The following is a 23242-nucleotide window of genomic DNA, read 5'->3' on the forward strand; positions in this document are numbered from 1 at the left end:
CACGCGGCAGGGGCATGAATGGCGTGCGCTACACTGAACCCCCGTTCACCTTTCGTCCGACGCCATTACTCGTGATGCTGCTCACCCTGCTCATTATGTTCGCCCTGCTGGGCCTTGGCCTGGCGCTGATGCTCTGGCATGCACGGCAGGTGTTTGCGGTGGAACTGCGCGATGGTGCGGCCCGCGTGCGGCGCGGCAAACCGCCGACCGCTTTCCTGCGCGGCTGCGAGGAGGTCGCGCGCCAGTTCCGGCTGCAGCGCGGCCGGATCACCGCCGTGCGCACCGACGCCGGCGTGCAGCTGCGTTTCTCCCGCGATCTCCCAAAGAAGACACACCAGGCCTTTCGCAACGTCTGGACACCCCCGCCGGGCGGCGGCGGTGGCGGTGGCGGCGGCATGCGCGCGACGGGATAACACCACCACGGCCTCGACCATCGCCCTGGTAGGCGGCGCCCCCGTAGGCGAGCGCCACATCGAATGGAATTTCGTCTCCAGCCGCCGCGAGCGCATCGAACAGGCCAAGCAGGACTGGCAGGACGGCCGCTTCCCGAAGGTCCCGGGCGACGAGCACGAGTTCATCCCGCTGCCCTGACTACCGGGGCCGGTACCCGCGAGAGTTGCGCCACAGGATGCTCTCGATTACGCCGCGCAGGTCAGCGGAACCGGGGCCGACCCGGGCGTCCGGGTCAGATCTCGGTATCCACCTGCGAACCCCGATTGGCCGGATCGGTAGCATCCAGTGTGCCGTCGGGTTGCAGCGTCTCGCCAAACCCGGCAGCCGCGTCAACCGACGCCGGCTGCACGCCCGGCGCAACAGCCGAACCGGCAAAGCTGGCCAGGCCCGCCGCCGGGGCCATCGCGCCCATGGGGGCGCTATCCGTTGTGATCGACGTTGTACTCGACGTGGCCAGCACCTGGATGGCCGGTGCGGACAGGGCGGGCGCCTGTGCCGGGCCCTGGGCATGCGGGGCGTCTGCGGGGTTGGCCCGGGTCTCCTGCCCGCTGGCAGTGCGCGCCTCCTGCGTCGACTGTGCAGCGGCATGGGCAGGGGACTGCCCATTACCCTGACCACCGGGTGTGTTCCCGTATTGGGGGCGATTGAATGCGGCGCTGGCTCCGATTCCGTCAAGCATGGCTCGGCTCCTCGGGTTTCATCCGTCCGGCGCTAGTAGCGGACAGTGTGCACTTCCGGAACGCGAGTCCCGGCTCGGACCGGTGGAAAAGCAGGGACCATGCCAGGCCCTGCCGCTGATCGGCCAGGGCGCCCCATGGCGCGCCGCGTGCGCCATCCGGCCCCGCGTCCGGGTTGCATTGATCGGCAAGCACGATCCGGTCCGCCGGAACCGGGTTGCCGGCATGCTGCCCTGGCGGGGGTGGTGTTCCGGTGGCCCGGGACCGACACTATGGGCACGCGGCAGACGGCCGCGAGGACCGCAAACCGCGTACCGCGCGGCCCGCTTGGGCAAAGGAAGGAGACACCTGCATGCTGCTGGCCCTGCTACTGATGATCGCGCTGCTACTGGCAGCCGGTGCCGTGCTGATCTGGCAGGTCAGCATCATCTTCAGCATCGAGATCGAGGACGGACAGCCGCGGGTCCGCCGTGGCGACCCGCCAAAGTCGTTCCAGCACACGGTACGGGACGTGGTTCGCCGCTACGGCATCCAGCACGGTCGCCTGACCGCCGTGCGCCGCCAGCAGGGGCTGCAACTGCGCGGATCGGCCTCGATACCCCGAGAGGCCAGATCCGAACTGCAGCACGCCCTGCAGCGCATCAAGGTAGGCCGCAAGCGCCGCAAGAAGCGGCGCTGACCGAAGCCGTGCCCGTGGCTTGCGCGCCCGCGCCCGCTCCCACACCCGGGGAGACCGGCCAGCACGCCGGGGCCTGGTTCGTCTACCTGCTGGAATGCGCGGGTGGGCGCATCTACACCGGGGTGACACCGCGCCTGGCCGCCCGCATGGCGGCCCATGGCAGCGGCCGCGGTGCCCGTTTCACCCGGATGCACCGGCCCAGGCAGCTGCTCGCCGCGCGGCCTTTTGCCTCTCGTGGCGAGGCGCTGCGCATGGAGCTGCGCATCAAGCGCTACAGCCCCGCCGCAAAACGGGCCCTCGCCCGCGACTGGGCACACGCCGCCAGCATCTGCCGGCTGCCCTCGGCGACGTGACTACTCCAGCGGCTGCTGGCGCGAGTGCCGGAACTGCTCCTGCACCGAGGCGGAAGGCTTGCCGGTCAGCAGGCTCACCACGACGATGGCCACGGTCGCGAAGATAAAGCCGGGCAGCAACTCGTAGACGTCGAACAGCCCGCCCTCGGCCTGGTTCCAGAGGATCACGGTAACCGCGCCGACCACCATGCCGGCCAGCGCCCCGTTGCGCGTCATCCGCGACCAGTACAGCGCGAGGATGATCACCGGGCCAAAGGCCGCGCCAAAGCCGCCCCAGGCGTAGGCCACCAGGTCCAGCACCCCGGCGTCCGGCGCCATCGCCAGCAGCAGGGCCACCAGCGACACGCCCAGTACGGCGGCACGGCTGATCCACACCAACTCGGTCGCCCCCGCCTCGGTGCGCAGGATGCCGCGGTAGAAGTCGTTGGTGATCGCACTGGCGGAGACGATCAGCTGCGAGTCGATGGTGCTCATGATCGCGGCGAGGATCGCCGCCATCAGGATGCCCGCCACCCACGGGTTGAACAGCGCGCGGATCAGCTCGATCAGCACGGTCTCGCCGTCCGCCAGCGGCGCGTCGGCAAAGTAGGCGATCCCCATGTAGCCCGTGGCCACCGCGCCAATCAGGGCCAGGACCATCCAGGTCATGCCGATCAGCGTGGCGCGCGGCACGTCGCGCTCGGAGCGCAGCGCCATGAAGCGCGCCAGGATATGCGGCTGGCCGAAATAGCCCAGCCCCCAGGCCAGCAGCGAGATCATGCCGAGGAAGGTCATGCCCTGCAGCACCTGCACATGCGTCGGATCCACGGCGGCGACCTCGCTCTGCACACTGCCCCAGCCACCGACCAGCACCACCGCGAACATCGGCACCACCAGGAGCGTCAGGAACATCAGGATGCCCTGCAGGAAGTCGGTCCAGCTGACCGCGAGGAAGCCGCCAAGGAAGGTATAGCTGATGATCACGATGGCGCCGACCCACACGGCGGTCTCGTAATCCATGCCGAACGAGCTCTGGAACAGCAGCCCGCCCCCGACCAGCCCGGCCGAGATATACAGGGTGAAGAACACCAGGATCACGATCGCGGAGACCACGCGCAGGATACGCGTGCGGTCCTCGAAGCGGTTCTCGAGGAAGTCCGGGATGGTCAGGGAGTCCTTCGCCAGCGCGGTGAAGCGGCGCAGACGCCCGGCCACGAACAGCCAGTTCAGCAGCGCACCGACCACCAGCCCGACCCCGATCCACAACTCGGACAGGCCGGACACGTAGACCGCACCGGGCAGCCCCAGCAGCAGCCACCCGCTCATGTCCGAGGCCCCGGCACTCAGTGCGGCCACCCCCGGTCCCAGGCGGCGCCCGCCAAGCACATAGTCCGACAGCGTGGTGGTCGTGCGGTAGGCCGCAATCCCGAGGATCAACATCGCCGCCAGATAGGCGGCAAAGGTCACCAGGGTGGGCATCGGCATGTTGATCTCCATGGAGCGTCTCCTCGTATCAGGCCGATGGCCCTTGTTGTTGTGGTACTCGGTCGCGTCTCGATCAAGTGTAGAGGACGCCGTGCCGCCCGGCGGCCTCGCGTCGTCAGTGCGGCGTGATCCTCACGTTCTGCTCAGTCGGCCGCCGCCAGCAGGCTGGCGTTGCCGCCGGCGGCCGTCGTATCAATGCACAGGTGGCGCTCCACCACATAGCGTTCGGGCGCGATCAGGGCGGTTTCCAGCGCAATGATCGGTCCGTCCCGCTGTGCCAGCGCCTGACGCAGCGCTCGGGTCCAGTCGCTCGCGCCGGCCGCGGCCACCGCGACCAGCCCCAGCCCCTCCAGCGCGGCCAGCGCGTCCGGTTCCAGCGCGCCATCGATCCCGACCAGCGGCACGCCCTCCCCGCGCAGCGCGCGCGCCGCACGCTCGGCCCCCGGTGCCAGCATGATCACCGGGCAGCCCGCCCCCAGCGCCTGCACCGCCTGCGCCAGCGCAATCTCCGCACCCGGCCCCAGGCACAGCACCGGGCCGCGGGGATACAGGCGCAGACGATTGCTCTCGCCGGTCGGGCCCGGCAGCGTCTGCGGGCTGGTGTCGAAGGCCGCAGTCTCCGCCAGGGCCTTGCGCAGCAGCCCCGTGCGCTCGGGCAGCGCCTCGCGCAGTACGTGCATGCGGTCGGTACGCTCGGCCCAGCCGCTCGCGTCCAGGGCATCCAGGGCATGTTGCAGGCGCTGCGGGGCCACCCATTCCGCCTGCGCGCCCGCCTCCGGCGGGTCCGGCCGCTCCGCGGCAATGGACGTGCGACGGGCAAAGCGCGTCAGGTACAGCGGCCCGCCCGCCTTCGGCCCGGTGCCGGAGAGCCCCTCGCCGCCGAACGGCTGCGAGCCGACGATGGCGCCGATCTGGTTGCGATTGACGTACTGGTTGCCCACGCGCAGGCGTTCCACCACCTGCTGCACGCGGTCGTCGATGCGGGTATGTAGACCGAAGGTCAGACCATAGCCGCGGGCGTTGATGGCATCCACCACCGCATCCAGCTCGCGGGCCCGAAAGCGCGCCACGTGCAGCACCGGCCCGAACACCTCGCGCTCCAGCTCGCCGATCCCGGACAACCGGACGATGGACGGTGCGACAAAGCGACCGTTCTCCGGTACCGGCAGGGACTTCAGCAGCCGCCCCTGCTCCTCCTGCGCCCGCAGGTAGTCGCGGATATCCGCCTGCGCCTCGGCATCGATCACCGGCGAGACGTCGGTCGCCAGCTGCCAGGGATCGCCGATGCTCAGCGCGTCCATCGCGCCCTGCAGCATCTCCAGCAGGCGGTCGTAGGCCTCGTCCTGCACGTAGAGCATGCGCAGCGCCGAGCAGCGCTGCCCGGCGGACTGGAAGGCGGAGGCCAGGATGTCGCGCACCGCCTGCTCGGTCAGCGCCGAGCTGTCCACGATCATCGCGTTCAACCCGCCGGTCTCCGCGATCAGGACCGCATCCGGCCCGGCGTTGTCCGCCAGGCTACGGTGGATCCGCTGCGCAACCTCGGTGGAACCGGTAAAGCAGACCCCGGCAATGCGCGGGTCGGCGGTCAGCGGCCCGCCCACCGTCGGGCCATCGCCCGGCAGCAGCTGCAGGGCCGACTGCGGGAGACCGGCCGCGCGCATCAGCTCCACCGCGCGGGCGGCGATCAGCGGGGTCTGCTCGGCCGGTTTGGCAACCACGGTATTGCCCATGGCCAGGGCCGCGGCGACCTGCCCGGTGAAGATCGCCAGGGGGAAATTCCAGGGACTGATGCAGACGAACACGCCGCGTGGCTCCAGCTCCGCCTCCTGCCCCAGGCGTTCGGCCTCGCCCGCGTAGTAGCGCAGGAAATCGGCCGCCTCGCGCACCTCGGCAATGCCGTCCCAGACGGTCTTCCCGGCCTCGCGGTTGGCCAGTGCGATCAGTTCCGGGGCATGTTCCTCGTAGCGGTCCGCGATCGCCCGCAGCAGATCGGCGCGCGCCGTCACCGGGTGCGCCGACCAGTCGACGAACCCGGACAGGGCCGTGTCCAGCGCCTGTTCGACCTCCTCCGCCGTGGCCTCGCGGACCTCGCCGACCACGGCACCGGGATCGGAGGGGGAGACCGCAACGCGCGGCGCGCCCTGCGCCGCGTGACCTTCCACCAGCATGGGTGCGGCCTGCCACTGGGTCTGCGCGAACGCCTCGCGCGCGGCCAGCAGCGGCAGGATGGAGGCTGGCTCGTTCAAGCGGTACCCGCGCGAGTTCTGTCGCTGCGGCCGGTAGAGATCGACCGGGTCACGGATGGTCGGGTTGGCCACGGCGTCGCCCAGCGCGTCCAGGTCGGCGATGGGATCGCGCGCGATCTCCGCGGGCGGGATGCTGCTGTCCACCACCTGGTTGACGAACGAGCTGTTGGCGCCATTCTCCAGCAGGCGCCGCACCAGATAGGCCAGCAGGTCGCGGTGCGCCCCCACCGGCGCGTAGATGCGGCAGCGGGTGCCGGCCGTCGCCTTGACGATCGCGTGCACCGATTCCCCCATGCCGTGCAGGCGCTGGAATTCGAAGCCGTCACGGGCGTCGCCGGCCATCGCCAGCACCGCCGCGCAGGTGTGCGCATTGTGGGTAGCAAACTGCGGGTAAATGCGGTCGCGCCGGTCCAGCAGCATCTGCGCACAGGCGATGTAGCTGACATCCGTGTTGACCTTGCGGGTGAAGACCGGGAAGCGTTCCACGCCCAGCTCCTGGGCCTGCTTGATCTCGGTATCCCAGTAGGCGCCCTTGACCAGACGCACCATGATGCGCCGGTCCAGCCGCTGCGCCAGCGCATACAGCGCCTCGATCACCGGGGCCGCGCGGCGGCCGTAGGCCTGCACGACCACGCCAAAGCCGTCCCAGCCCTCCAGCTCCGGGTCCGCCAGCAGGGCCTCGATCACGTCCAGCGACAGGTCCAGACGGTCCTGCTCCTCGGCGTCGATATTGAACCCGATGCCGGCGCGCGCGGCCTGACGCGCCAGCTCCTGCGCCCGCGGCACCAGCTCCGCCATGACCGTCGCGCGCTGGGTGTACTCGTAGCGCGGGTGCAGCGCGGAGAGCTTGACCGAGATGCCGGGGCTGGAGCGCACGTCGCCTTGCGCCTGGTTCGCGATCTCGGCGATCGCCGTGGCATAGGCCTGGTGATAGCGGCGGGCATCGGCATCGGTGCGCGCGGCCTCGCCCAGCATGTCGTAGGAATAGGTGTAGCCCTCGTGTTCCCTCTCGCGGGCATTGCGCATGCCCTGGGCGATGGTCTCGCCAAGCACGAACTGGCGACCGAGCAGCTTCATCGACTGCGCGACGGCCGTGCGCACCAGCGGCTCGCCGACACGCCGGATCAGGCCGCGCAGGGCGGCGGCCGGGCGCTGCGGATCGTCGTTCAGCACCTTGCCGGTCAGCATCAGCGCCCAGGTCGAGGTATTCACCAGCGGGGACGATGAGTGCCCGAGGTGGGCCGCCCAGTCGGAGGGCTCGATCTTGTCCTGGATCAGTTCGTCGATGGTCTCGGCATCCGGCACCCGCAGCAGCGCCTCCGCCAGGCACATCAGGCCGACCCCCTCCTCGGTGGACAGGCCGTACTCGGCCAGGAAGCTCTCCATCATCGACGGCGTGGTCTCGGCGCGTACCCGCTCGACGATGCGCGCGGCCTCCGCCGCGATGCGGGCGCGGGCCTCGGCATCCATCCGGATGCCGCCGCGCAACTCCCACAGTACGGCCGCCTCGTCGGCCGTGTAGGCCTCACGGATGCGGGCGCGGTGGGGATCGGACGCCGGGTCGCGTGTCGGGTGCGGGCGGGTGTGGGGCTGCGTCATCGGCCTGCTCCTGCGGTGCCGGGGTTGGCTCGACCGGGCGCCGGCCTCTGACTGGAAGCATAGACGGGCGCGTCCGCGGTCCTCGGGGCCTAAGGGTCACAGGTGCCCCGTCTTCACGTAGATCAGGGTCTCCTGTTCCACCCAGGGATTGTGCTGGCTCAGGTGCGGGCTGCGAATCCACGTGCCGGCGGGGTAACGCCCGTGCTCGTCGATGAATTCACCGGACAGCACCAAGATTTCCTCCCCGCCCCAGTGCCGATGGGGCTGGAAATGTTCGCCGGCCGGCCAGTGCACCAGTGCGGTGTGTTCGGTCTCGAAGCTGTGCAGATGCAGGACCCGCAGCCCGCCGATGCCCGGCTGGAACGGCGCCGAAAGGGTATCCACCACCACCTTGTCGCGGTCCTCCGGGGCGAACTGCTCGAGCTTCACGAACAATGTGCAGCCGGGGTCCGAGTGCGGCGCGTGGCGGGAACCGGGCGGGTTGCGCAGGTAGGTGCCAGCGGGATAGTCCCCGGCCTCGTCAGAGAACACGCCGTCGAGTACCAGGATCTCTTCGCCCAGTGCATGGGTGTGCGGCGGGAAGCGGGCTCCGGGCTGGAACTGCACGACGCTGGTGGCGCGGCCTGCTTCCGCCAGCTCGCGTTCCAGCGGCTTGCGCACCACGCCTTCGGCGCGGCTGCCGCTCCACGACATGGCGGCCGTCTCCACCACCACCGGCTGCTGCAGATCCAGATTCAGGGCTTCCATCGCGCGCTCCGTTCACCTCCCCAGTCGAACACGCGACCCGCTGTTAGTTCCTGGTCAGGGAGAGCAGGCCCTCAGTGGTGGTGCCCTTCGCGCCCCGGATGATGACCGTGATGGTCGTGATGGCCGCCCCCGGAATGCGCCCCTGGCGAGCCACCGGACTCGCCCTGATAGCCACGGGCCTCTCGATAGCGCGCCTTCTGCTCCGCGTCGAGCAGCGCGTCCATCTCCAGGTGGTAGGACAGATGCACGTGGCGCAGGCGGCCACGCAGCTCGCCGATCTCGACGGTCAGCGACTCGATGGTCGCGCTGCTGATCCCGCCTTCCGCGAAGCGCGCATCCAGCTCCCGCTCCCGCTCCACGATGCGCCGGCCGAGATCACGCGCCTGCTCCCGCATCGCCGCGAACAGGCGCTCGGTCTCGCGCCGCTGCTCGGGCGTCAGCTCCAGCGAGTCGGCCACCTCCAGCACATGCATCGGCCCCGGATAGCCATGCAGTTCGGCCGGCAGCGCCATGCCCATACCCCGCCCTTCCAGCAAATCCTCGGTCTCCTGCGCGGAGAGTGCCTTGATCTCGCGTGCCTGCAATTCGGAGTACGGATTGGCCGCAACCGGCGCCGCAACGGCCAGGGCAATCCCCACAACCAGCCACCCGGAAAAGCGGAATATACGATGCATGATGGAACCCTCGACGGTGAAAAGTGTTCGCATTGTAGATCGCTGGCGATCTCGGGGCGCGGGATCACTACGGGACGTCTAGACTCCAGAGCGGCACCCAGAACAACCAAAACAGAAAGGACGCGACATGCTGATTATCGGACTGATTGTGGTCGTTGCCGCGCTGGTGTTCGCCACGGCGAAACTGCGCGTGCACCCGTTCCTGGCCCTGCTGATCGCCGCCTTCGTGATGGCGATCATCGGCGGCATCGCCCCGCGCGAGGCCATCAGCGTCATCAACGACGGCTTCGGCAGCACCCTGGGCTATATCGGTATCGTGATTGCGCTGGGCACGATCATCGGGGTCATCCTCGACCGCACCGGTGCCGCCGTGGTCATGGCAGAGGCAATCATCCGTACGCTGTCCGACCGCTTCCCCACCCTGACGGTCTCGATCATCGGCTACATCGTGTCCATCCCGGTGTTCTGCGACTCGGGCTACGTGATCCTGAACTCGCTGAAGAATGCCCTGGCCAAGACCGCCGGCATCTCGGTGGTCGCCATGAGTGTCGCGCTGGCCACCGGCCTGTTCGCCACCCACAACTTCGTGCCACCCACCCCCGGCCCGATCGCGGCCGCCAGCAATGTCGGCATCGCCGATGCGCTGGGCCTGGTGATTCTGGTCGGCCTGTTCGTGTCCGCGGTGGCGGCCGCCGTTGGCTGGCTGTGGGCCAGCCGCTACGCGAAGGCCAACGACGACGAGCTGCTGGAACCGGACCCGATCAGCGAAGCGACTGGTCAGGAGATCGAGAAGGAAGAGATCAAGCTGGAGCATCGCCCGACGACCCTGGGCGCCTTCATGCCCATCCTGGCGCCGATCGTACTGATCTCCATCGGCTCGGTGGCCGCGCTGGCCACCCGCGATACCGACCCCGGCATGCTCGCCGCGGCCCTGATCTTCCTCGGCACCCCGGTGGTGGCGCTGGCGATCGGCGTGATCTTCGCGCTGCTGCTGATCAAGGGGGCCGGCATCAAGGACCGCTTCCACCAGATGACGGTGGACGCGATCCTGCTGGCCGCGCCGATCATCCTGATCACCGGCGCGGGCGGCGCCTTCGGCAACGTGCTGCGCGAGACCCCGATCGGCGATCAGCTGGGCGACCTGCTGAGCGGGCTGGGCCTGGGCCTGCTGGTGCCGTTCCTGATCGCGGCCGCACTGAAATCCGCGCAGGGCTCGTCCACCGTGGCACTGGTCACCGCGTCCAGCATGATCGCGCCGATGCTGGCCTCGCTGGGCCTGGATTCCACCATGGGCATGGTCCTGGCGGTGATGGCCGTGGGTGCCGGGGCAATGACCGTCTCGCACGCGAATGACAGCTTCTTCTGGGTGGTCACCCAGTTTAGCCGCATGAAGGTGTCCACCGCGTACAAGGCGTTCACCACCGCTACGCTGCTGCAGGGCATCAGCGCAATGATCACCATCTACATCCTGGGGCTCATCTTTGTCTAGGGGGACGCTGACCAATCGGCACGCTCGCGTTGGTACCCCCCTGTTTCCCGAGACAAGGCGCGTCGTGCAGCGGGTAGTGGTTCTACCCGCAAGCGGCGCAACGCAGCATCGGGGAACAGGGGGCACCAACCCCGAAGGGGCTCGGCCGATTCTGCGCGCTGACGGCGTTGCAGCTCGCTCATGTAGCTCGGCTACACTTCACTCACCGCGCCTTGTCAGCGCGCAGAGTCGACTCGAGCGCGAACGTGCCGATTAGTCAGCGTCCCCCTGGTCATTTCCGGGTGGTGGTGTGCCCGGACAGCTACAAGGGAAGCCTCGAAGCCGAGGACGTGGCGGCCGCCATGGCCCGGGGCGTGCACGCGACCCGCCCGGATGCCCGGATACGCGCCCTGCCCATGGCCGACGGTGGCGAGGGCACGGCCCGTCTGGTCAGCCATACCCTCGGCTGGGCCTGGCACCTGTCCGACGTGACCAGCCCCACCGGCACCCACCTGAGTGCCGGCTGGGGCTGCGATCATCGCGAGCGGCGCGCGGTGATCGATGTCGCCTCCGCCTGCGGCCTGGACCGGATCCCCGATGATCGCCACGACCCCTGGCAGCTCCACAGCTTCGGGGTCGGCGAGTTGATGCTGGCCGCCCTGGACGCGGGCGCCGAACACCTGCTGATCGGTCTCGGCGGCAGCGGCACGGTGGACGGCGGCGCGGGCATGCTGGCCGCGCTGGGCGTGCGTTTCCTCGATGCGCAAGGGCAGCGCCTGCCGCCCCACCCCGCGGGCCTCGCGGATCTACAACGGGTGGACTTCGACACACTGGACCCGCGCCTGGCCCGCGTCGACATCACCGTCCTGAACGACGTCGACAACCCGCTGACCGGGCCGCATGGCGCGGCGGCCGTGTTCGGACCGCAAAAGGGCCTGAAGACCGCAGACATCCCGGCCATGGATGCCCACATGGAGCGCCTGGCCGCCGCCATCGAGGCCGCGGGGCAGTTGCAGCGGCCCGTCGACACCCCGGGGGCGGGCGCCGCCGGCGGGCTCGGCTTCGCGCTGGACTGCGTTCTCGGCGGCCGCGCCCGCATGGGGGCCGGCTATCTGGCCGAGCTGATCGGACTGGATGCCGCGCTGCGGGAGGCCGACCTGGTCATCACCGGCGAGGGCCAGCTCGACGGCCAGACCTCGCACGGCAAGGTCGTCGCCGAGGTGGTACGTCGCGCCCGCGAGCATCAGGTGCCGGTCGTGGCGGTGGCCGGCTCCATCGCCTGCGACGCGGCCGAGCTGGCGGCCGTTGGCCTGAGCGATGCCCGCGCCCTGTGCGATGGCAGCATCACCCTGGACGAGGCTCTGGCCCACCCCGCGCGCTACATCGCCGAGCGTACCCGCACTCTGGTCGAGGCCCGTCACCCGACAGATTCACCATCCGCACCGGACTGAACATCATCCCACTGAACGCGCTCGTACGTGATGACGTTGAGCTGAGAGGCCGGGCGCCTGGCGTCAGACGGCGACGTCGGCCAGGTGGCCCTTGCCTTCCAGCCAGGCGCGGCGTTCGGAGGCGCGCTTCTTGCCGAGCAGCATGTCCATCAGTTGCTGGGTGTCGTCGGCGGCGTCCAGGGTGAGCTGTACCAGGCGCCGGGTGTCCGGGTTCATGGTGGTCTCGCGCAGCTGTAGGGGGTTCATCTCGCCCAGGCCCTTGAAGCGGGTCACGGAGACCTTGCCCTTCATCTTCTCCGCCTCGATGCGTTCCAGCACGCCGGCCTTCTCGTCGTCGTCCAGCGCGTAAAAGGTCTGCTTGCCGACGTCCACGCGATAAAGCGGCGGCATCGCGATGTAGATATGCCCCCGCTCCACCAGCGGGCGGAAGTGCCTCAGGAACAGCGCGCACAGGAGGGTGGCGATGTGCGCGCCGTCGGAGTCGGCGTCGGCCAGGATGCAGACCTTGCCGTAGCGCAGCCCGTCGAGGCTGGTCTGCCCCGGATCCACGCCCAGGGCCACGGAGATGTCATGGATCTCCTGGGAACCCAGCACCTGGTCGGGATCGACCTCCCAGGCATTCAGGATCTTGCCACGCAGCGGCATGATCGCCTGAAAGTCGCGGTCACGCGCCTGCTTGGCGGAGCCGCCGGCCGAGTCGCCCTCGACCAGGAACAGCTCGGTGCGCTCCAGGTCCTGGCTGGCGCAGTCGGCCAGCTTGCCCGGCAGGGTCGGCCCCTGAGTGACCTTCTTGCGCACCACCTTGCGCCCGGCACGGCTGCGCTTCTGCGCGTTCTGGATCGCCAGCTCGGCAATGCGCTCGCCCTGCTGCGGGTGCTGGTTCAGCCACAGGCTGAAGGCATCCTTGACCACGCCGGAGACAAACGGCGCGGCCTGGCGCGAGGACAGGCGTTCCTTGGTCTGCCCGGCAAACTGCGGGTCCTGCATCTTGAACGACAGCACGCTGGAGACCCGCTCCCAGACATCCTCCGGCGCCAGCTTGATCCCGCGCGGCAGCAGGCTGCGGAACTCGCAGAACTCGCGCACGGCATCCGTCAGACCGGTGCGCAGGCCGTTCACGTGCGTGCCACCCTGAGTCGTCGGGATCAGGTTCACGTAGCTCTCGCTGACCACCTCGCCGCCCTCCGGCAGCCAGGTGACCGCCCAGTCGGCAGCCTCGGTGGCCCCGGAGACCGAGCCCATGAATGGCTCCTCCGGCACACGATCGAGGCCATCCAGGGCCTCCACCAGATAGTCGCGCAGCCCCGCCTGATAGCACCACTCGCAGGCCTCGCCGGTGGTCTCGTCGCGGAACGTGACCGTCAGGCCCGGGCACAGCACGGCCTTGGCGCGCAGGATGTGCTTGAGCTTTGGCACCGAGAACTTCGCCGAATCGAAGTACTGCGGGTCCGGCCAGAAATGCAGTGTGGTGCCGGTATTGCGCTTGCCGACCTCCCCCACCGCCTCCAGGTCCTGGGTCTTGTGGCCGCCGGCGAAGGCCATACGGTACTCGCGCCCGTCGCGCTTGATCTGCACCTCGAGCTGCTGTGACAGCGCATTGACCACCGAGACGCCCACCCCGTGCAGACCCCCGGAGAACTGGTAGTTCTTGTCGGAAAACTTCCCGCCCGCATGCAGCGTGGAGAGGATCACCTCGACCCCCGGGCGGTTCTCGCGCGGGTGCAGATCCACCGGCATGCCGCGGCCGTCATCCGACACGGAGACCGAGTCGTCCTTGTGCAGGACCACGTCGATCCGCTTCGCGTGGCCGCTGATCGCCTCGTCCACCGAGTTGTCGATCACCTCCTGCGCCAGATGGTTCGGGCGGGTGGTGTCGGTGTACATGCCCGGGCGCTTGCGCACCGGGTCCAGCCCCTCGAGGACCTCGATATCGGATGCGGAATAGCTCACACAGGAACCCCTTTATTGATCATGCCCTTTGCCGAACCCGGCCTTCTGAACAGGCACCGTCATTGCGAGGAGCGAAGCGACGAAGCAACCTCCCAACGAACCCCCCGGCGTTGGTCCGGGCCAGCGCCGGGACCGTCCACGGAGATCGCCACGCGCCTGCGGCGCTCGCGATGACGGTGCCTTTACCTCGTCATTGCGAGGAGCCACAGGCAACGAAGGAACCCCTCAACGCAAGCCCCGACGTCCGCGCCTGCCGGCGCCGGGGCCACACGCATGGATCGCCACAGCGCAGCGCGCCTCGCGATGACGAGGGTGGCGGGTTTCGTTACCGGCGCGCCCCCTCGTCCCGGACTGTGCGCAGCGTACCAAAGCCCGCGGGGGAAAGGCTGCTTGCAATCCCGGGGCCGATCCCAACAATGCAGGACAGATTCCGTATCCCCGTCTTCACAGGAGGTTTCCGATGGAAGAAGCCGCGAGCATCACTGGCAACGACATCCTCGACGTGACCCAGGAGGATTTCCAGCAGGCCGTTCTGGACGAATCCCACAAGCGCCCGGTCGTGGTGGATTTCTGGGCCGCCTGGTGCGGGCCCTGCCAGCAGCTGATGCCGATGCTGCAGCAACTGGCCGCGCAGTACGCCGGCAAGTTCCGCCTGGCCAAGGTCAACAGCGACGAGCAGCAGGCCCTGGCGCAGCAGTACGGTGTGCGCAGCCTGCCCACGGTGATGATCTTCCGTCACGGCAAGCCGGTGGACCAGTTCATGGGCGTGCAGCCGGAGCCGAACATCCGCGCGATGATCGACCAGTACCTGGAGAAGCCTTCCGACAAGCTGATCGAGAAGGCCCGCGAACAGGCCCAGGCCGGAGACACGGACGCGGCCCTCGCCACGCTGCGCGCGGCGCTGGAAGAGGACCCGGACAACGGCGACCTGCGCATCGAGCTGGCCCGCGCGCTCGCCCAAGCCGGCGACCCGGAAGCCGCCGAGGCCGAGCTCGGCAAGCTCCCGCTGGACCAGAGCGAAAAGGAAGAGGCGAAGGCCCTGCGTGCCCGCCTGGTATTCGCCAAGACGGCCGCCGGCATCGACCCGCAGGCGCTGGCACAGGAGCTGCAGGAAGGCGATCCGCGCCCCGAGGCACTGGAGCAGATGGCCGCCTACGCGATGCTGTCCGGCCGCGCCGAGGAGGCGCTGGGGCTGTACCTGCAACTGATGAAACAGCACCGCTCCTACAACGACGGGGCCGGCCAGAAGGGCCTGCTGGCCGCGTTCGAGGTCCTCGGCAACGATCACCCGCTGGTCGGTCAGTTCCGCCGGCAGATGGCCTCGCTGCTGTACTGACCGGGCTCCGGTTGCCGTCACAGCATCCTTGCAGACGGCTACGACTTCGAAGTCGCCCCGTCGGCCAGAGGGCTGGCCTCCTGCAGCACGCGGCAAGCCCCCCGTAGGAGCCGAGCCCCCTCGGCGATTGGCGTTGATCAACCACCATCGATCCGAGCTGCACCCGCGACGGGAACCACGGTGTGCAGGGCAAGCGCGGGCGGGGATTCGCGAGCAGGCTCGCTCCCACAAAGGGGCCCTTCCCGGGTGGGTCGAGCCGGGCCGCTGGCTGCGGCCCGGTCGACGTCCGGATCAGTTGCTGCCGAGGATGCGCTCGATCACGGCCTGCGGTTCCTGGTAACCGGAGAGCTGCTGGCCACCCTCGGTGATCAGCGCCGGGGTGCCGCGCAGGCCGAGCTGCTGCCCCATGGCCATGTGCTGATCCTGCGGCGTGGCGCAGCTGCCGTCGATATCGTTCAGCTTGTCGCCTTCCTTGGCCCGGTCCATCGCCTCTTCGCGATCCTCCGCGCACCAGATACGGTCCATGATCTCCGGGGAATCACGTCCCAGCACCGGGAACATCAGGTAACGCACCTTGATCCCGGCCGACAGATACTCCGGCAGGTCCTGATGGATCTCGCGGCAGTAGGGGCAGTTCGGATCGGTGAAGATGTTCAGCACGCCCCGGGTCTCCCCGTTCGGCGAGTAGGTCACCAGCTCGCTGTCGTCGATGGCGGCGAACATGTCCGCGCGCACGCCGCTGAGCGCGGACTGGGTCAGGTTTTCGCGGGTCTCCAGGTCGACCATGTTGCCCTGGATCAGATAGCGCCCGTCCTCGGAGACATAGAGGATATCGGTGCCGTAACGGACCTCAAAGACACCTTCCATCGGCGTCTCGCGGATGCTGTCGATCTCGGTATCCGGGATGACCCGGGCCATGTATTCCTCGATGGCCTCGGTGGCCATGAGCGGGGTACTGATGACGGCCAGGGCCGCAGCAAGGGGAAGAGCACGTTTCAGGGACATGGATTCTCTCGTGTCGATACAAAAAAGCGGCGCCAGTTTACCAGCCTCGCGGGGGTATCCCCGGGCCATCTGGCGGAGTCCGGTAATAGACGTCAGCCGCGGGGATGATGTTCCGCATGCAGGCTCTGCAGGCGGGCGCGTGCGACGTGGGTATAGATTTGTGTGGTCGACAGACTGCTGTGGCCCAGCAGCATCTGCACCACGCGCAGGTCCGCCCCGTGGTCCAGCAGATGCGTGGCAAATGCATGGCGCAGGGTGTGCGGCGACAGTGGCGACTCGATGCCGGCACGGCGCGCGTGAGCCTTGATGCGGTACCAGAAGGCCTGACGCGTGAGCCCGCCGCCACGCCGGGTGACGAACACCGCCTCGCAGGGCGGGTGACCGTCCATCAGGTCCGGCCGTGCCTCGCGCTGATAGCGAGCCAGCCAGTGGGCCGCCTCCTCGCCCAGTGGGATCAGGCGTTCCTTGTCGCCCTTGCCGGTAATGCGCACCACGCCCTGCCGACTGTTCACCTCCGACTGCTCCAGCCCCACCAGTTCGGAGACCCGCAGTCCGGTGGCATACATCAGTTCCAGCATCGCGCGATCCCGCAACCCGACCGCATCGTCGATATCGGGGGCCCGCAGCAGGGCCTCCACCTGGGCCTCGGACAGGCTGTCCGGCAACGGGCGCCCGGCCCGGGGGGACTCGATCCCGGCGCTCGGATCATCCTCGCGCTCGCCCTGGTGGACCAGATAGCGATAAAAACGCCGGATGCTGGACAGTGCCCGGGTGATGGACTTCGGCCGTGCCCCGGCCTGCATGCGGGCGCTGACATAGCCCAGGAGATCGGCCGCACGGGCGGATTCCAGGCTTGCCCCCCTGGGTTCCAGCCAGTGCGCCAGACCCTCCAGATCGCGCCGGTAGGCCGACAGGGTGTGGTCGGACAGACCCTCGACCGCCCAGAGCTCGTCCAGGAAGCGGTCGAGGGCCGGAGATGCCGCCGTGGCGACGCTCACGCGTTACTGGCCACCAGGTTTCCCGACATTGCCCGGGGCGTCCGGGTTCTCCGCGCGGAACTTGCCGGCCAGGTTCTCGAAGACCTTGGTCAGTTCCAGCGGCAGCGGGAAGAAGATGGTGTTGGCGTTGCCGTTGGTCGACATGTCGGACATCGTCTGCATGTAGCGCAGTTGCAGCGAAGAGGGGCTGGCCTCCATCTGCTGCGCCGCCTGCACCAGCTTTTCGGCCGCCTGCAGTTCGCCCTCGGCGTGGATGACCTTGGCGCGGCGTTCGCGCTCGGCCTCGGCCTGGCGCGCGATCGCGCGGATCATGGAGTCGTCCAGGTCGACATGCTTGATCTCGACATTGGTGACCTTGATGCCCCAGGCGTCGGTCTGGGCATCGAGGATCTCCTGGATGTCGTTGTTCAGCTTGTCGCGCTCGGAGAGCATCTCGTCCAGATCATGCTTGCCGAGCACCGAGCGCAGCGTGGTCTGCGCGAGCTGGCTGGTGGCGGCGTAGTAGTCCTCGACCTGGATCACCGACTTGGCGGAATCCACCACGCGGAAGTACAGCACCGCGTTCACGCGTACCGTCACGTTGTCCTGCGAGATCACGTCCTGGCTGGGCACGTCGAGCGTGATGATGCGCAGGTCGATCCGCACCATCTGCTGGATGCCCGGGATCACGATGATCAGACCCGGACCCTTCACCGACTGAAAACGGCCGAGGAAGAAGATGACGCCGCGCTCGTACTCGCGCAGCACCTTGATCGACATCACGATGATGGCGACCAGGATGACTAGCGGGACGACAAAGAAACCGAGATCGTTCATGTCCTGCTCCTTCTGCGTTATGGGCTCGGCGGCGACCGGTCAGCCGGTCGTGGCAGTGCCCGGGGTGTCTTCTTCAGTCACGGGTTCGACCCGCAGCCTGAGTCCTTCGATGGCGGTCACGCGCACCTTCTGTCCCTCGCGGACCGGTGCCGAGGTCTCGGCGTTCCACTGTTCGCTGTGGACCCAGACCCGGCCGCTGCGATCGAAGTCCTCGCGCGCCTCGCCGATCATCCCGATCATCTCTTCATAGCCGGTGGCGGGCTTCTTGCCGCGCAGGCTGAACAGCCGTCCCAGCACCCAGACGGACAGGATGCCGATGGCGATGGCCGTGCCGATCACCAGTGGCAGGGCCACGTTCAGGTTGGGGTCGTCCCACAGGATGATGGAACCGGTCGTGAATGCCACGATGCCTCCTATGCCCAGCGCCCCGAAACTGGGCACGAAGGCCTCCGCAATCATGAAGATCATGCCCAGCAGCATCAGCGCCAGGCCCGCATAGTTCACCGGCATCACCTGCAGCGCAAAGAACGCCAGGATCAGCGCGATCGAACCGATCACGCCGGGGTAGATCGCGCCCGGATTGGCCAGTTCGAAGATGATGCCGTAGATCCCCAGCAGCATCAGGATATAGGCGATGTTCGGGTTGGTGATCACGGACAGCAACTGGGTACGCCAGTCCGGATCCATGCGCACGATCTCCAGCCCTTCGGTCGCCAGCGTGCGCTCGCCGTCGTGCATGCGCACGGTATGCCCGTCGATCTGGGCGAGCAGGTCGCTCAGGTTGTCCGCCACGAAGTCGATGACGTTCTGCTCCAGCGCGGCGGTCGCGGTCAGGTTGGAGCCCTCGCGTACGGTCTCTTCCGCCCAGTCGGCATTGCGTCCGTAGCGTTCCGCCAGGCCGCGGATATAGGACACCGCGTCCTCCAGCACCTTGCGCTCCATCGCGTCGCCGCCGCGGCGCGGGGCCGGGTCGTCCTCCAGCAGTTCCTCCTCGCTGGCGGGTTCGACCTCGCCGTTGTCGGCTCCATTCTCATCCGCAGGCTCATCCGCCGCGTCCGTTTCGTCGTCGCGCGCCTCGCCATTGGCCTCGTCGGTTTCCGTATCGTCGCGCGCGTCCTCGTCCGGCTCCGGCGGGTCCATGCCCGGGAGCCCGCCGCCGCCCATCTGCACCGGGGTGGCCGAGCCCAGATTGGTGGCCGGGGTCATGGCCGCGACATGCGACCCGTAAAGCATGTAGGTGCCGGCGCTGGCCGCGCGGGAACCCGCCGGGTGGACATACGTGACCACCGGCACATCCGATTGCAGGATGTTCTTGATGATGCTGCGCATGCTGGAATCCAGACCGCCCGGGGTATCCAGCATCAGGACCAGGATCTCGGCGTCCTCGGCCTCGGCCCGCTCGATCCCCCGGCGGATGTAGTCGCCGGTGGCCGGGCCGATCGCGTCATTCACCGTCAGCAACAGGCCGTGGCGATCCGCGGTCTGGGCCAGGCTCGAGGCGGCCAGCCAGCCGGCCCCGAGCACCAGGAGGGTCAGCCACAGCAGGTGGCGCCAGCGGCGCCCTCCGCCCACTCCTGCCTTGCGTCCAAATGAAACCCGCATGGGCTTCCTCTCCCGTCAGGGTGGATTCGTCGTACACTGCGTGCGCACACGCGACAGCCGACTCGCCCACCACGATAAACCAAAGGCCGGACCCGCGCCGAACCCGCAGACCCGCATGGACCCGCAGGCAAAGCAGACCCCGCCCGAGAATCTCGCCGCCGTGATACTGGCCGGCGGTCAGGGCCTGCGCATGGGCGGGCGCAACAAGGGCTGGGTCGAGTATCGGGGCCGCCCCCTGATCGAACACGCCATCGCGCGCCTGCGCCCCCAGGCGCCGCGCCTGGCCATCAGCAGCAATACCGATATCGACCGTTATCAAGCGCTGGGGTTTCCCGTCCTGACCGATTCCCACGCCGATTATCGCGGCCCGCTGGCCGGGATCGCCGCGGCCTTCGCGGCCTTCCCCGACCACGCGATCCTGTGCGCGCCGGTGGACGCACCCGAGCTGCCCCTGGACCTGGAATGCCGCCTGCGCCAGGCCCTGGAGACCCACCCGGCGCCCGCCGCCATTGCCCACGACGGCCACCGCCTGCAGCCCCTGTTCGGCCTGCTCGAGCCCGCGGTGGCGACGCGCCTGCAGAGCGATCTCGCGCATGGTTCGCTGGCGGTGGGACGCTGGTTTCACGAGATCGGCGCGATCACGGTGGACTTCTCCGATCAGCCGGAGGCATTCGCCAACATCAACACCCCCGGGGACCTGATGGGCTGAACGCCCCTCGCGACCCGGCCGGATCTCGCTATACTCGGACGCGCTTAACGCAGGCAGGCCACCATGATCCAGTCCACCTCCAAGCTCCCGCGCATCGGCTTCGCCGCCTGGAGCGGCAGCGGCAAGACCACCCTGCTGAAGGGCGTGATCCCGGCCCTGCGAGCCCGCGGCCTGCGTCCGGCGATGATCAAGCATGCCCACCACGAGTTCGACGTGGACAAGCCGGGCAAGGACAGTCATGAGCTGCGCCATGCCGGCGCCGACCAGATGCTGGTGGCCTCCGGTCGGCGCTACGCCCTGATGGTGGAGACCCCGGAGACCGACGATGGCCGCGTGCCGGACCTGGACATGCTCTGCGCGCGCCTGGACCCGCGCCGCTCCGACCTGATCCTGGTCGAGGGTTTCAAGCAATGGGACCTGCCCAAGATCGAGGTGCATCGGCCGTCGGTGGGCAAGGCCCCGCTGTACCGCGAGATCCCCGGCGTGGTCGCGGTCGCCACCGATGCCACCACACTGGACTTCGACGGCCCGCTGCTGCCGGTGAATGACCCCGACGCAGTGGCGGCCTTCGTCATCGACTACCTGGACATCCACCCCTGACCCGGAGACCCCCATGTCCGAGGCTGCCCCCGGCTGCGACGAGTTCGATCCCAACGCCAAGACCCTGGAACAGGCCCGTACCGCGATCCTGGAAGCCTGCCAGAGCCTCGAGGAACAGGAGACAGTGGCGCTGGAGCAGGCCCTCGGGCGGACCCTGGCGGAGCCCGTGGCCGCGCGCATCGACGTACCACCCGCCGCGGTCTCCGCCATGGATGGCTACGCCCTGCGCGCGACGGACGCCGCCAAGGGTGCGCGCCTGGCACTGGTGGGCACCTCGGCGGCCGGGCACCCCTGGGATGGCGAACTGCAACCGGGCCAGTGCGTGCGCATCCTGACTGGCGCGGTGGTACCGGAAGGGGCCGAACTGGTCGTGATGCAGGAGCAGGTGGAACGGGACGACGCCACCATCCTTCTGCAAAACGGTGACCTCGCCACGGGCCACAACATCCGCGGCCCGGGTGGCGACACCGCCGCCGGGACCCCGCTGTATGCCGCCGGGACAACCCTGGGCGCCGCCGAGATCGGGGTGCTGGCGAGCCAGGGCATTGCCCGGGTGAAGGTACTGCGCCGGCCGCGCGTGGCCTTCTTCTCGACCGGGGACGAACTGGTGCCCGTGGATCAGCCACTGGGCCCGGGGCAGATCCATGACAGCAACCGCCACACCCTGCGGGCGCTGCTCGCGGCCTACCCGGTCGAGGTGCAGGACTACGGCGTAATCCGCGACACCGAGGAGGCGGTACGCGAGGCCCTGACGCGTGCCGGGGAAACGGCCGACGTGATCATCACCACCGGGGGGGTCTCGGTCGGCGATGCCGACCATGTGACCCGCGTGCTGCAGGCCTCCGGCCAGGTCGGCTTCTGGAAGCTGGCCATCAAGCCCGGGCGCCCCCTGGCCTTCGGGCATTTCGGCCAGGCCCACTTCTTCGGTCTGCCGGGCAATCCGGTGGCCGTAATGACCACCTTCGCCCTGCTGGTGCGCCCGGCCCTGCAGCAGCTGGCCGGGCGCGCAGCGACCGCACCGCAGACCCTGAACGCACGCCTGCTGGAAGACCTCCACAAGACCCCCGGGCGCAAGGATTTCCAGCGCGCGGTGCTGGAGACCGACGAACGCGGCTGGGTGGTGCGCGCCGCCGGCGGCCAGGGTTCACATCAGTTGCGCGCGATGAGCGAGGCCAACGCCTACGTCGTCCTGCCACGCGAATCCGCCGGGGCCCGTGCGGGTGACTGGGTGGAGGTCCTGCCGTTTCGGGAGATCTTTCCGACCCCCTGAGGCCGAGTCAGTCGGCCTGGATCAGCGCGGCGAATTCGCGCTCCAGCAGGGCCTCGTCACCGAGGTTGAGCTCGACCAGACGGCGCAGGTGGGAGGCGGATTCCAGCGGCATGGCCTCGATCTCCACGCCCAGCCACAGGCCCTCGTGCCAGCGCACCCGGCCCTCGAAGGTGATCCGCGCCTCCTCGCTGAGCGGGATGTCGACACTGACCTCGTCGCCATCGGCCATCGCGGGAAGATCCGCGCCCTCCAGCAGCACGCCCTTCAGGGAGATATCCTCCACCCGGACCGGGCCGCCCCCGCCATCGGTGAGCAGGGTAGCCGGAAATTCCAGGGGGATACGTTGAAAGCGTCGCTCCATGCGGCAAGACTACGCCCACTCCGCACCCGCGGCCAAATCCAGAACCACCCGGAACGCCCATGACCGAAACCGCCGCCTCGTCCATCGACGGCCAGCCCTCCAGCCTGCTGCGCCGCCTGGCCGCCATCGTCTACGACGCCCTGCTGCTGGTGGCGATCTGGATGGTCCTCGGCCTGCTGGTGGTCATCCTCGGCAACACGACCGGGCTGTACTCGCCCCGCGCCCATTTCGTGCTCAACCTGATCGTGGCCTGGGGGTTCTTCTACTGGTTCTGGACGCGCACCGGGCAGACGCTCGGCATGCAGGCCTGGAACATACAGCTGCGCACCGAGGGCGGACACGCCGTCAATGCCTGGCAGGCGACGCTGCGCTATCTGGTTGCGGTCGCCCAGTGGCTGGTGATCCTGATGGCCATCTGGGCGGTGCGCGAATACGGCGCGGTCGCCATTACGGTGGTCACCGCGGCGGCGCTGTTCGCGATCGGCCTGTCGCAGTTCCACCCGCGGCGCTGGATGCTGCACGACTGGCTCACCGGCACCGAACTGGTGCGCATCCCCGGCCTCGCCAAACCCCGCTGGAAACAGAACCGCAAGACCTGACCTCGATCCGGTTGTTTGTTTCACCACGAAGCACACGAAGGCACGAAGAAGGGCAAAGGGCGGATTCACCACGGAGAACACAGAGGACACGGAGAAAACCGAAAGGCTTTCGGATCGAACCTCGCCGGGACGGGTCGAGCCACGCGAAATCTACCGGGGGTGGTCGGTCCGCAGGCTTGATGCGA

Annotated in this window: 21 protein-coding genes and 1 pseudogene; 11 read left to right on the forward strand and 11 right to left on the reverse strand. The window is 68.6% G+C overall.

The window, feature by feature from the left end:
• Positions 1–74: 74 nt before the first annotated feature.
• Both D105_RS0107665 and D105_RS0107670 read left to right on the forward strand, forming a co-directional pair.
• Positions 75–413, forward strand: coding sequence for a DUF3634 family protein (locus tag D105_RS0107665; RefSeq protein WP_038032830.1), 339 nt, complete (start codon positions 75–77; stop codon positions 411–413).
• Positions 414–417: 4 nt separating this feature from the next.
• Positions 418–591, forward strand: a pseudogene (locus tag D105_RS0107670) (pirin-like C-terminal cupin domain-containing protein); the annotation flags it as partial.
• Between the two features lie 94 nt (positions 592–685).
• Here the strand turns inward: D105_RS0107670 and D105_RS15255 are convergent.
• On the reverse strand, positions 686–1132 hold the full coding sequence (locus D105_RS15255; RefSeq protein WP_231366539.1) for a hypothetical protein: 447 nt from the start codon (positions 1130–1132) through the stop codon (positions 686–688).
• 350 nt (positions 1133–1482) lie between these two features.
• Here D105_RS15255 and D105_RS0107680 point away from each other — a divergent pair, with 350 nt between their 5' ends.
• Both D105_RS0107680 and D105_RS0107685 read left to right on the forward strand, forming a co-directional pair.
• Positions 1483–1809 (forward strand): DUF3634 family protein, encoded by a 327-nt coding sequence (locus tag D105_RS0107680; protein WP_018865732.1) that lies wholly within the window; start codon positions 1483–1485, stop codon positions 1807–1809.
• Between the two features lie 14 nt (positions 1810–1823).
• Entirely contained in the window at positions 1824–2162 is a 339-nt protein-coding gene (locus D105_RS0107685; RefSeq protein ID WP_018878065.1) for a GIY-YIG nuclease family protein, read from the forward strand.
• Here D105_RS0107685 and putP read toward each other — a convergent pair whose 3' ends face one another.
• The 4 genes from putP to D105_RS0107705 form a co-directional block, all read right to left on the reverse strand.
• Positions 2163–3638 carry a sodium/proline symporter PutP gene (putP, locus tag D105_RS0107690; protein WP_018878066.1) on the reverse strand — a complete coding sequence of 492 codons (1476 nt, stop codon included), beginning with the start codon at positions 3636–3638 and terminating at the stop codon, positions 2163–2165. It abuts the gene before it with no gap.
• A gap of 131 nt (positions 3639–3769) precedes the next feature.
• On the reverse strand, positions 3770–7471 hold the full coding sequence (gene putA / locus D105_RS0107695; protein ID WP_018878067.1) for a bifunctional proline dehydrogenase/L-glutamate gamma-semialdehyde dehydrogenase PutA: 3702 nt from the start codon (positions 7469–7471) through the stop codon (positions 3770–3772).
• Between the two features lie 96 nt (positions 7472–7567).
• Positions 7568–8218, reverse strand: a complete 651-nt coding sequence (locus D105_RS0107700) for a cupin domain-containing protein (protein WP_018878068.1) — start codon at positions 8216–8218, stop codon at positions 7568–7570.
• Between the two features lie 71 nt (positions 8219–8289).
• Positions 8290–8925 (reverse strand): Spy/CpxP family protein refolding chaperone, encoded by a 636-nt coding sequence (locus tag D105_RS0107705; RefSeq protein ID WP_018878069.1) that lies wholly within the window; start codon positions 8923–8925, stop codon positions 8290–8292.
• 94 nt (positions 8926–9019) lie between these two features.
• Between D105_RS0107705 and D105_RS0107710 the strand changes: the two genes are divergently transcribed.
• On the forward strand, positions 9020–10381 hold the full coding sequence (locus tag D105_RS0107710; RefSeq protein ID WP_018878070.1) for a GntP family permease: 1362 nt from the start codon (positions 9020–9022) through the stop codon (positions 10379–10381).
• A gap of 281 nt (positions 10382–10662) precedes the next feature.
• Complete coding sequence (locus D105_RS0107715) at positions 10663–11811, forward strand: glycerate kinase (protein WP_018878071.1); 1149 nt, start codon at positions 10663–10665, stop codon at positions 11809–11811.
• A gap of 63 nt (positions 11812–11874) precedes the next feature.
• Here the strand turns inward: D105_RS0107715 and parE are convergent, their stop codons facing one another.
• A complete protein-coding gene (parE, locus tag D105_RS0107720; protein ID WP_018878072.1) occupies positions 11875–13761 on the reverse strand; it encodes a DNA topoisomerase IV subunit B in 1887 nt (628 codons plus the stop codon).
• Positions 13762–14221: 460 nt separating this feature from the next.
• On the opposite strand from parE, the gene trxA reads away from it, so the two are divergent.
• A complete protein-coding gene (gene trxA / locus D105_RS0107725; protein ID WP_018878073.1) occupies positions 14222–15097 on the forward strand; it encodes a thioredoxin in 876 nt (291 codons plus the stop codon).
• Between the two features lie 291 nt (positions 15098–15388).
• Here trxA and D105_RS0107730 read toward each other — a convergent pair whose 3' ends face one another.
• From D105_RS0107730 to D105_RS0107745, 4 genes are all read right to left on the reverse strand, one after another.
• Positions 15389–16102, reverse strand: coding sequence for a DsbC family protein (locus D105_RS0107730; protein WP_018876447.1), 714 nt, complete (start codon positions 16100–16102; stop codon positions 15389–15391).
• A gap of 92 nt (positions 16103–16194) precedes the next feature.
• A complete protein-coding gene (gene xerD, locus D105_RS0107735; RefSeq protein WP_018876448.1) occupies positions 16195–17100 on the reverse strand; it encodes a site-specific tyrosine recombinase XerD in 906 nt (301 codons plus the stop codon).
• 3 nt (positions 17101–17103) lie between these two features.
• A complete protein-coding gene (locus tag D105_RS0107740; protein WP_018878074.1) occupies positions 17104–17916 on the reverse strand; it encodes a slipin family protein in 813 nt (270 codons plus the stop codon).
• A 39-nt stretch (positions 17917–17955) separates the two neighbouring features.
• Positions 17956–19518: a nodulation protein NfeD gene (locus D105_RS0107745; protein ID WP_026280445.1), complete on the reverse strand. Its 1563-nt coding sequence runs from the start codon at positions 19516–19518 to the stop codon at positions 17956–17958.
• On the opposite strand from D105_RS0107745, the gene mobA reads away from it, so the two are divergent.
• The 3 genes from mobA (at position 19517) to glp (ending at position 22097) form a co-directional block, all read left to right on the forward strand.
• Positions 19517–20227, forward strand: a complete 711-nt coding sequence (gene mobA / locus D105_RS0107750; protein WP_018878076.1) for a molybdenum cofactor guanylyltransferase MobA — start codon at positions 19517–19519, stop codon at positions 20225–20227. The genes D105_RS0107745 and mobA overlap by 2 nt on opposite strands.
• Before the next feature lie 63 nt (positions 20228–20290).
• Positions 20291–20827, forward strand: coding sequence for a molybdopterin-guanine dinucleotide biosynthesis protein B (gene mobB, locus D105_RS0107755; RefSeq protein WP_018865714.1), 537 nt, complete (start codon positions 20291–20293; stop codon positions 20825–20827).
• 13 nt (positions 20828–20840) lie between these two features.
• Positions 20841–22097, forward strand: coding sequence for a gephyrin-like molybdotransferase Glp (glp, locus tag D105_RS0107760; protein WP_018878077.1), 1257 nt, complete (start codon positions 20841–20843; stop codon positions 22095–22097).
• A 7-nt stretch (positions 22098–22104) separates the two neighbouring features.
• On the opposite strand, the gene D105_RS0107765 is transcribed toward glp, so the two are convergent.
• Positions 22105–22458, reverse strand: coding sequence for a PilZ domain-containing protein (locus D105_RS0107765; protein WP_018865712.1), 354 nt, complete (start codon positions 22456–22458; stop codon positions 22105–22107).
• Between the two features lie 59 nt (positions 22459–22517).
• On the opposite strand from D105_RS0107765, the gene D105_RS0107770 reads away from it, so the two are divergent.
• On the forward strand, positions 22518–23057 hold the full coding sequence (locus D105_RS0107770; protein WP_018878078.1) for an RDD family protein: 540 nt from the start codon (positions 22518–22520) through the stop codon (positions 23055–23057).
• Positions 23058–23242 lie beyond the last annotated feature (185 nt).

Origin of the sequence: Thioalkalivibrio sp. ALE28 (assembly GCF_000377425.1) — a bacterium.
In the GTDB taxonomy this organism is placed as follows: domain Bacteria; phylum Pseudomonadota; class Gammaproteobacteria; order Ectothiorhodospirales; family Ectothiorhodospiraceae; genus Thioalkalivibrio.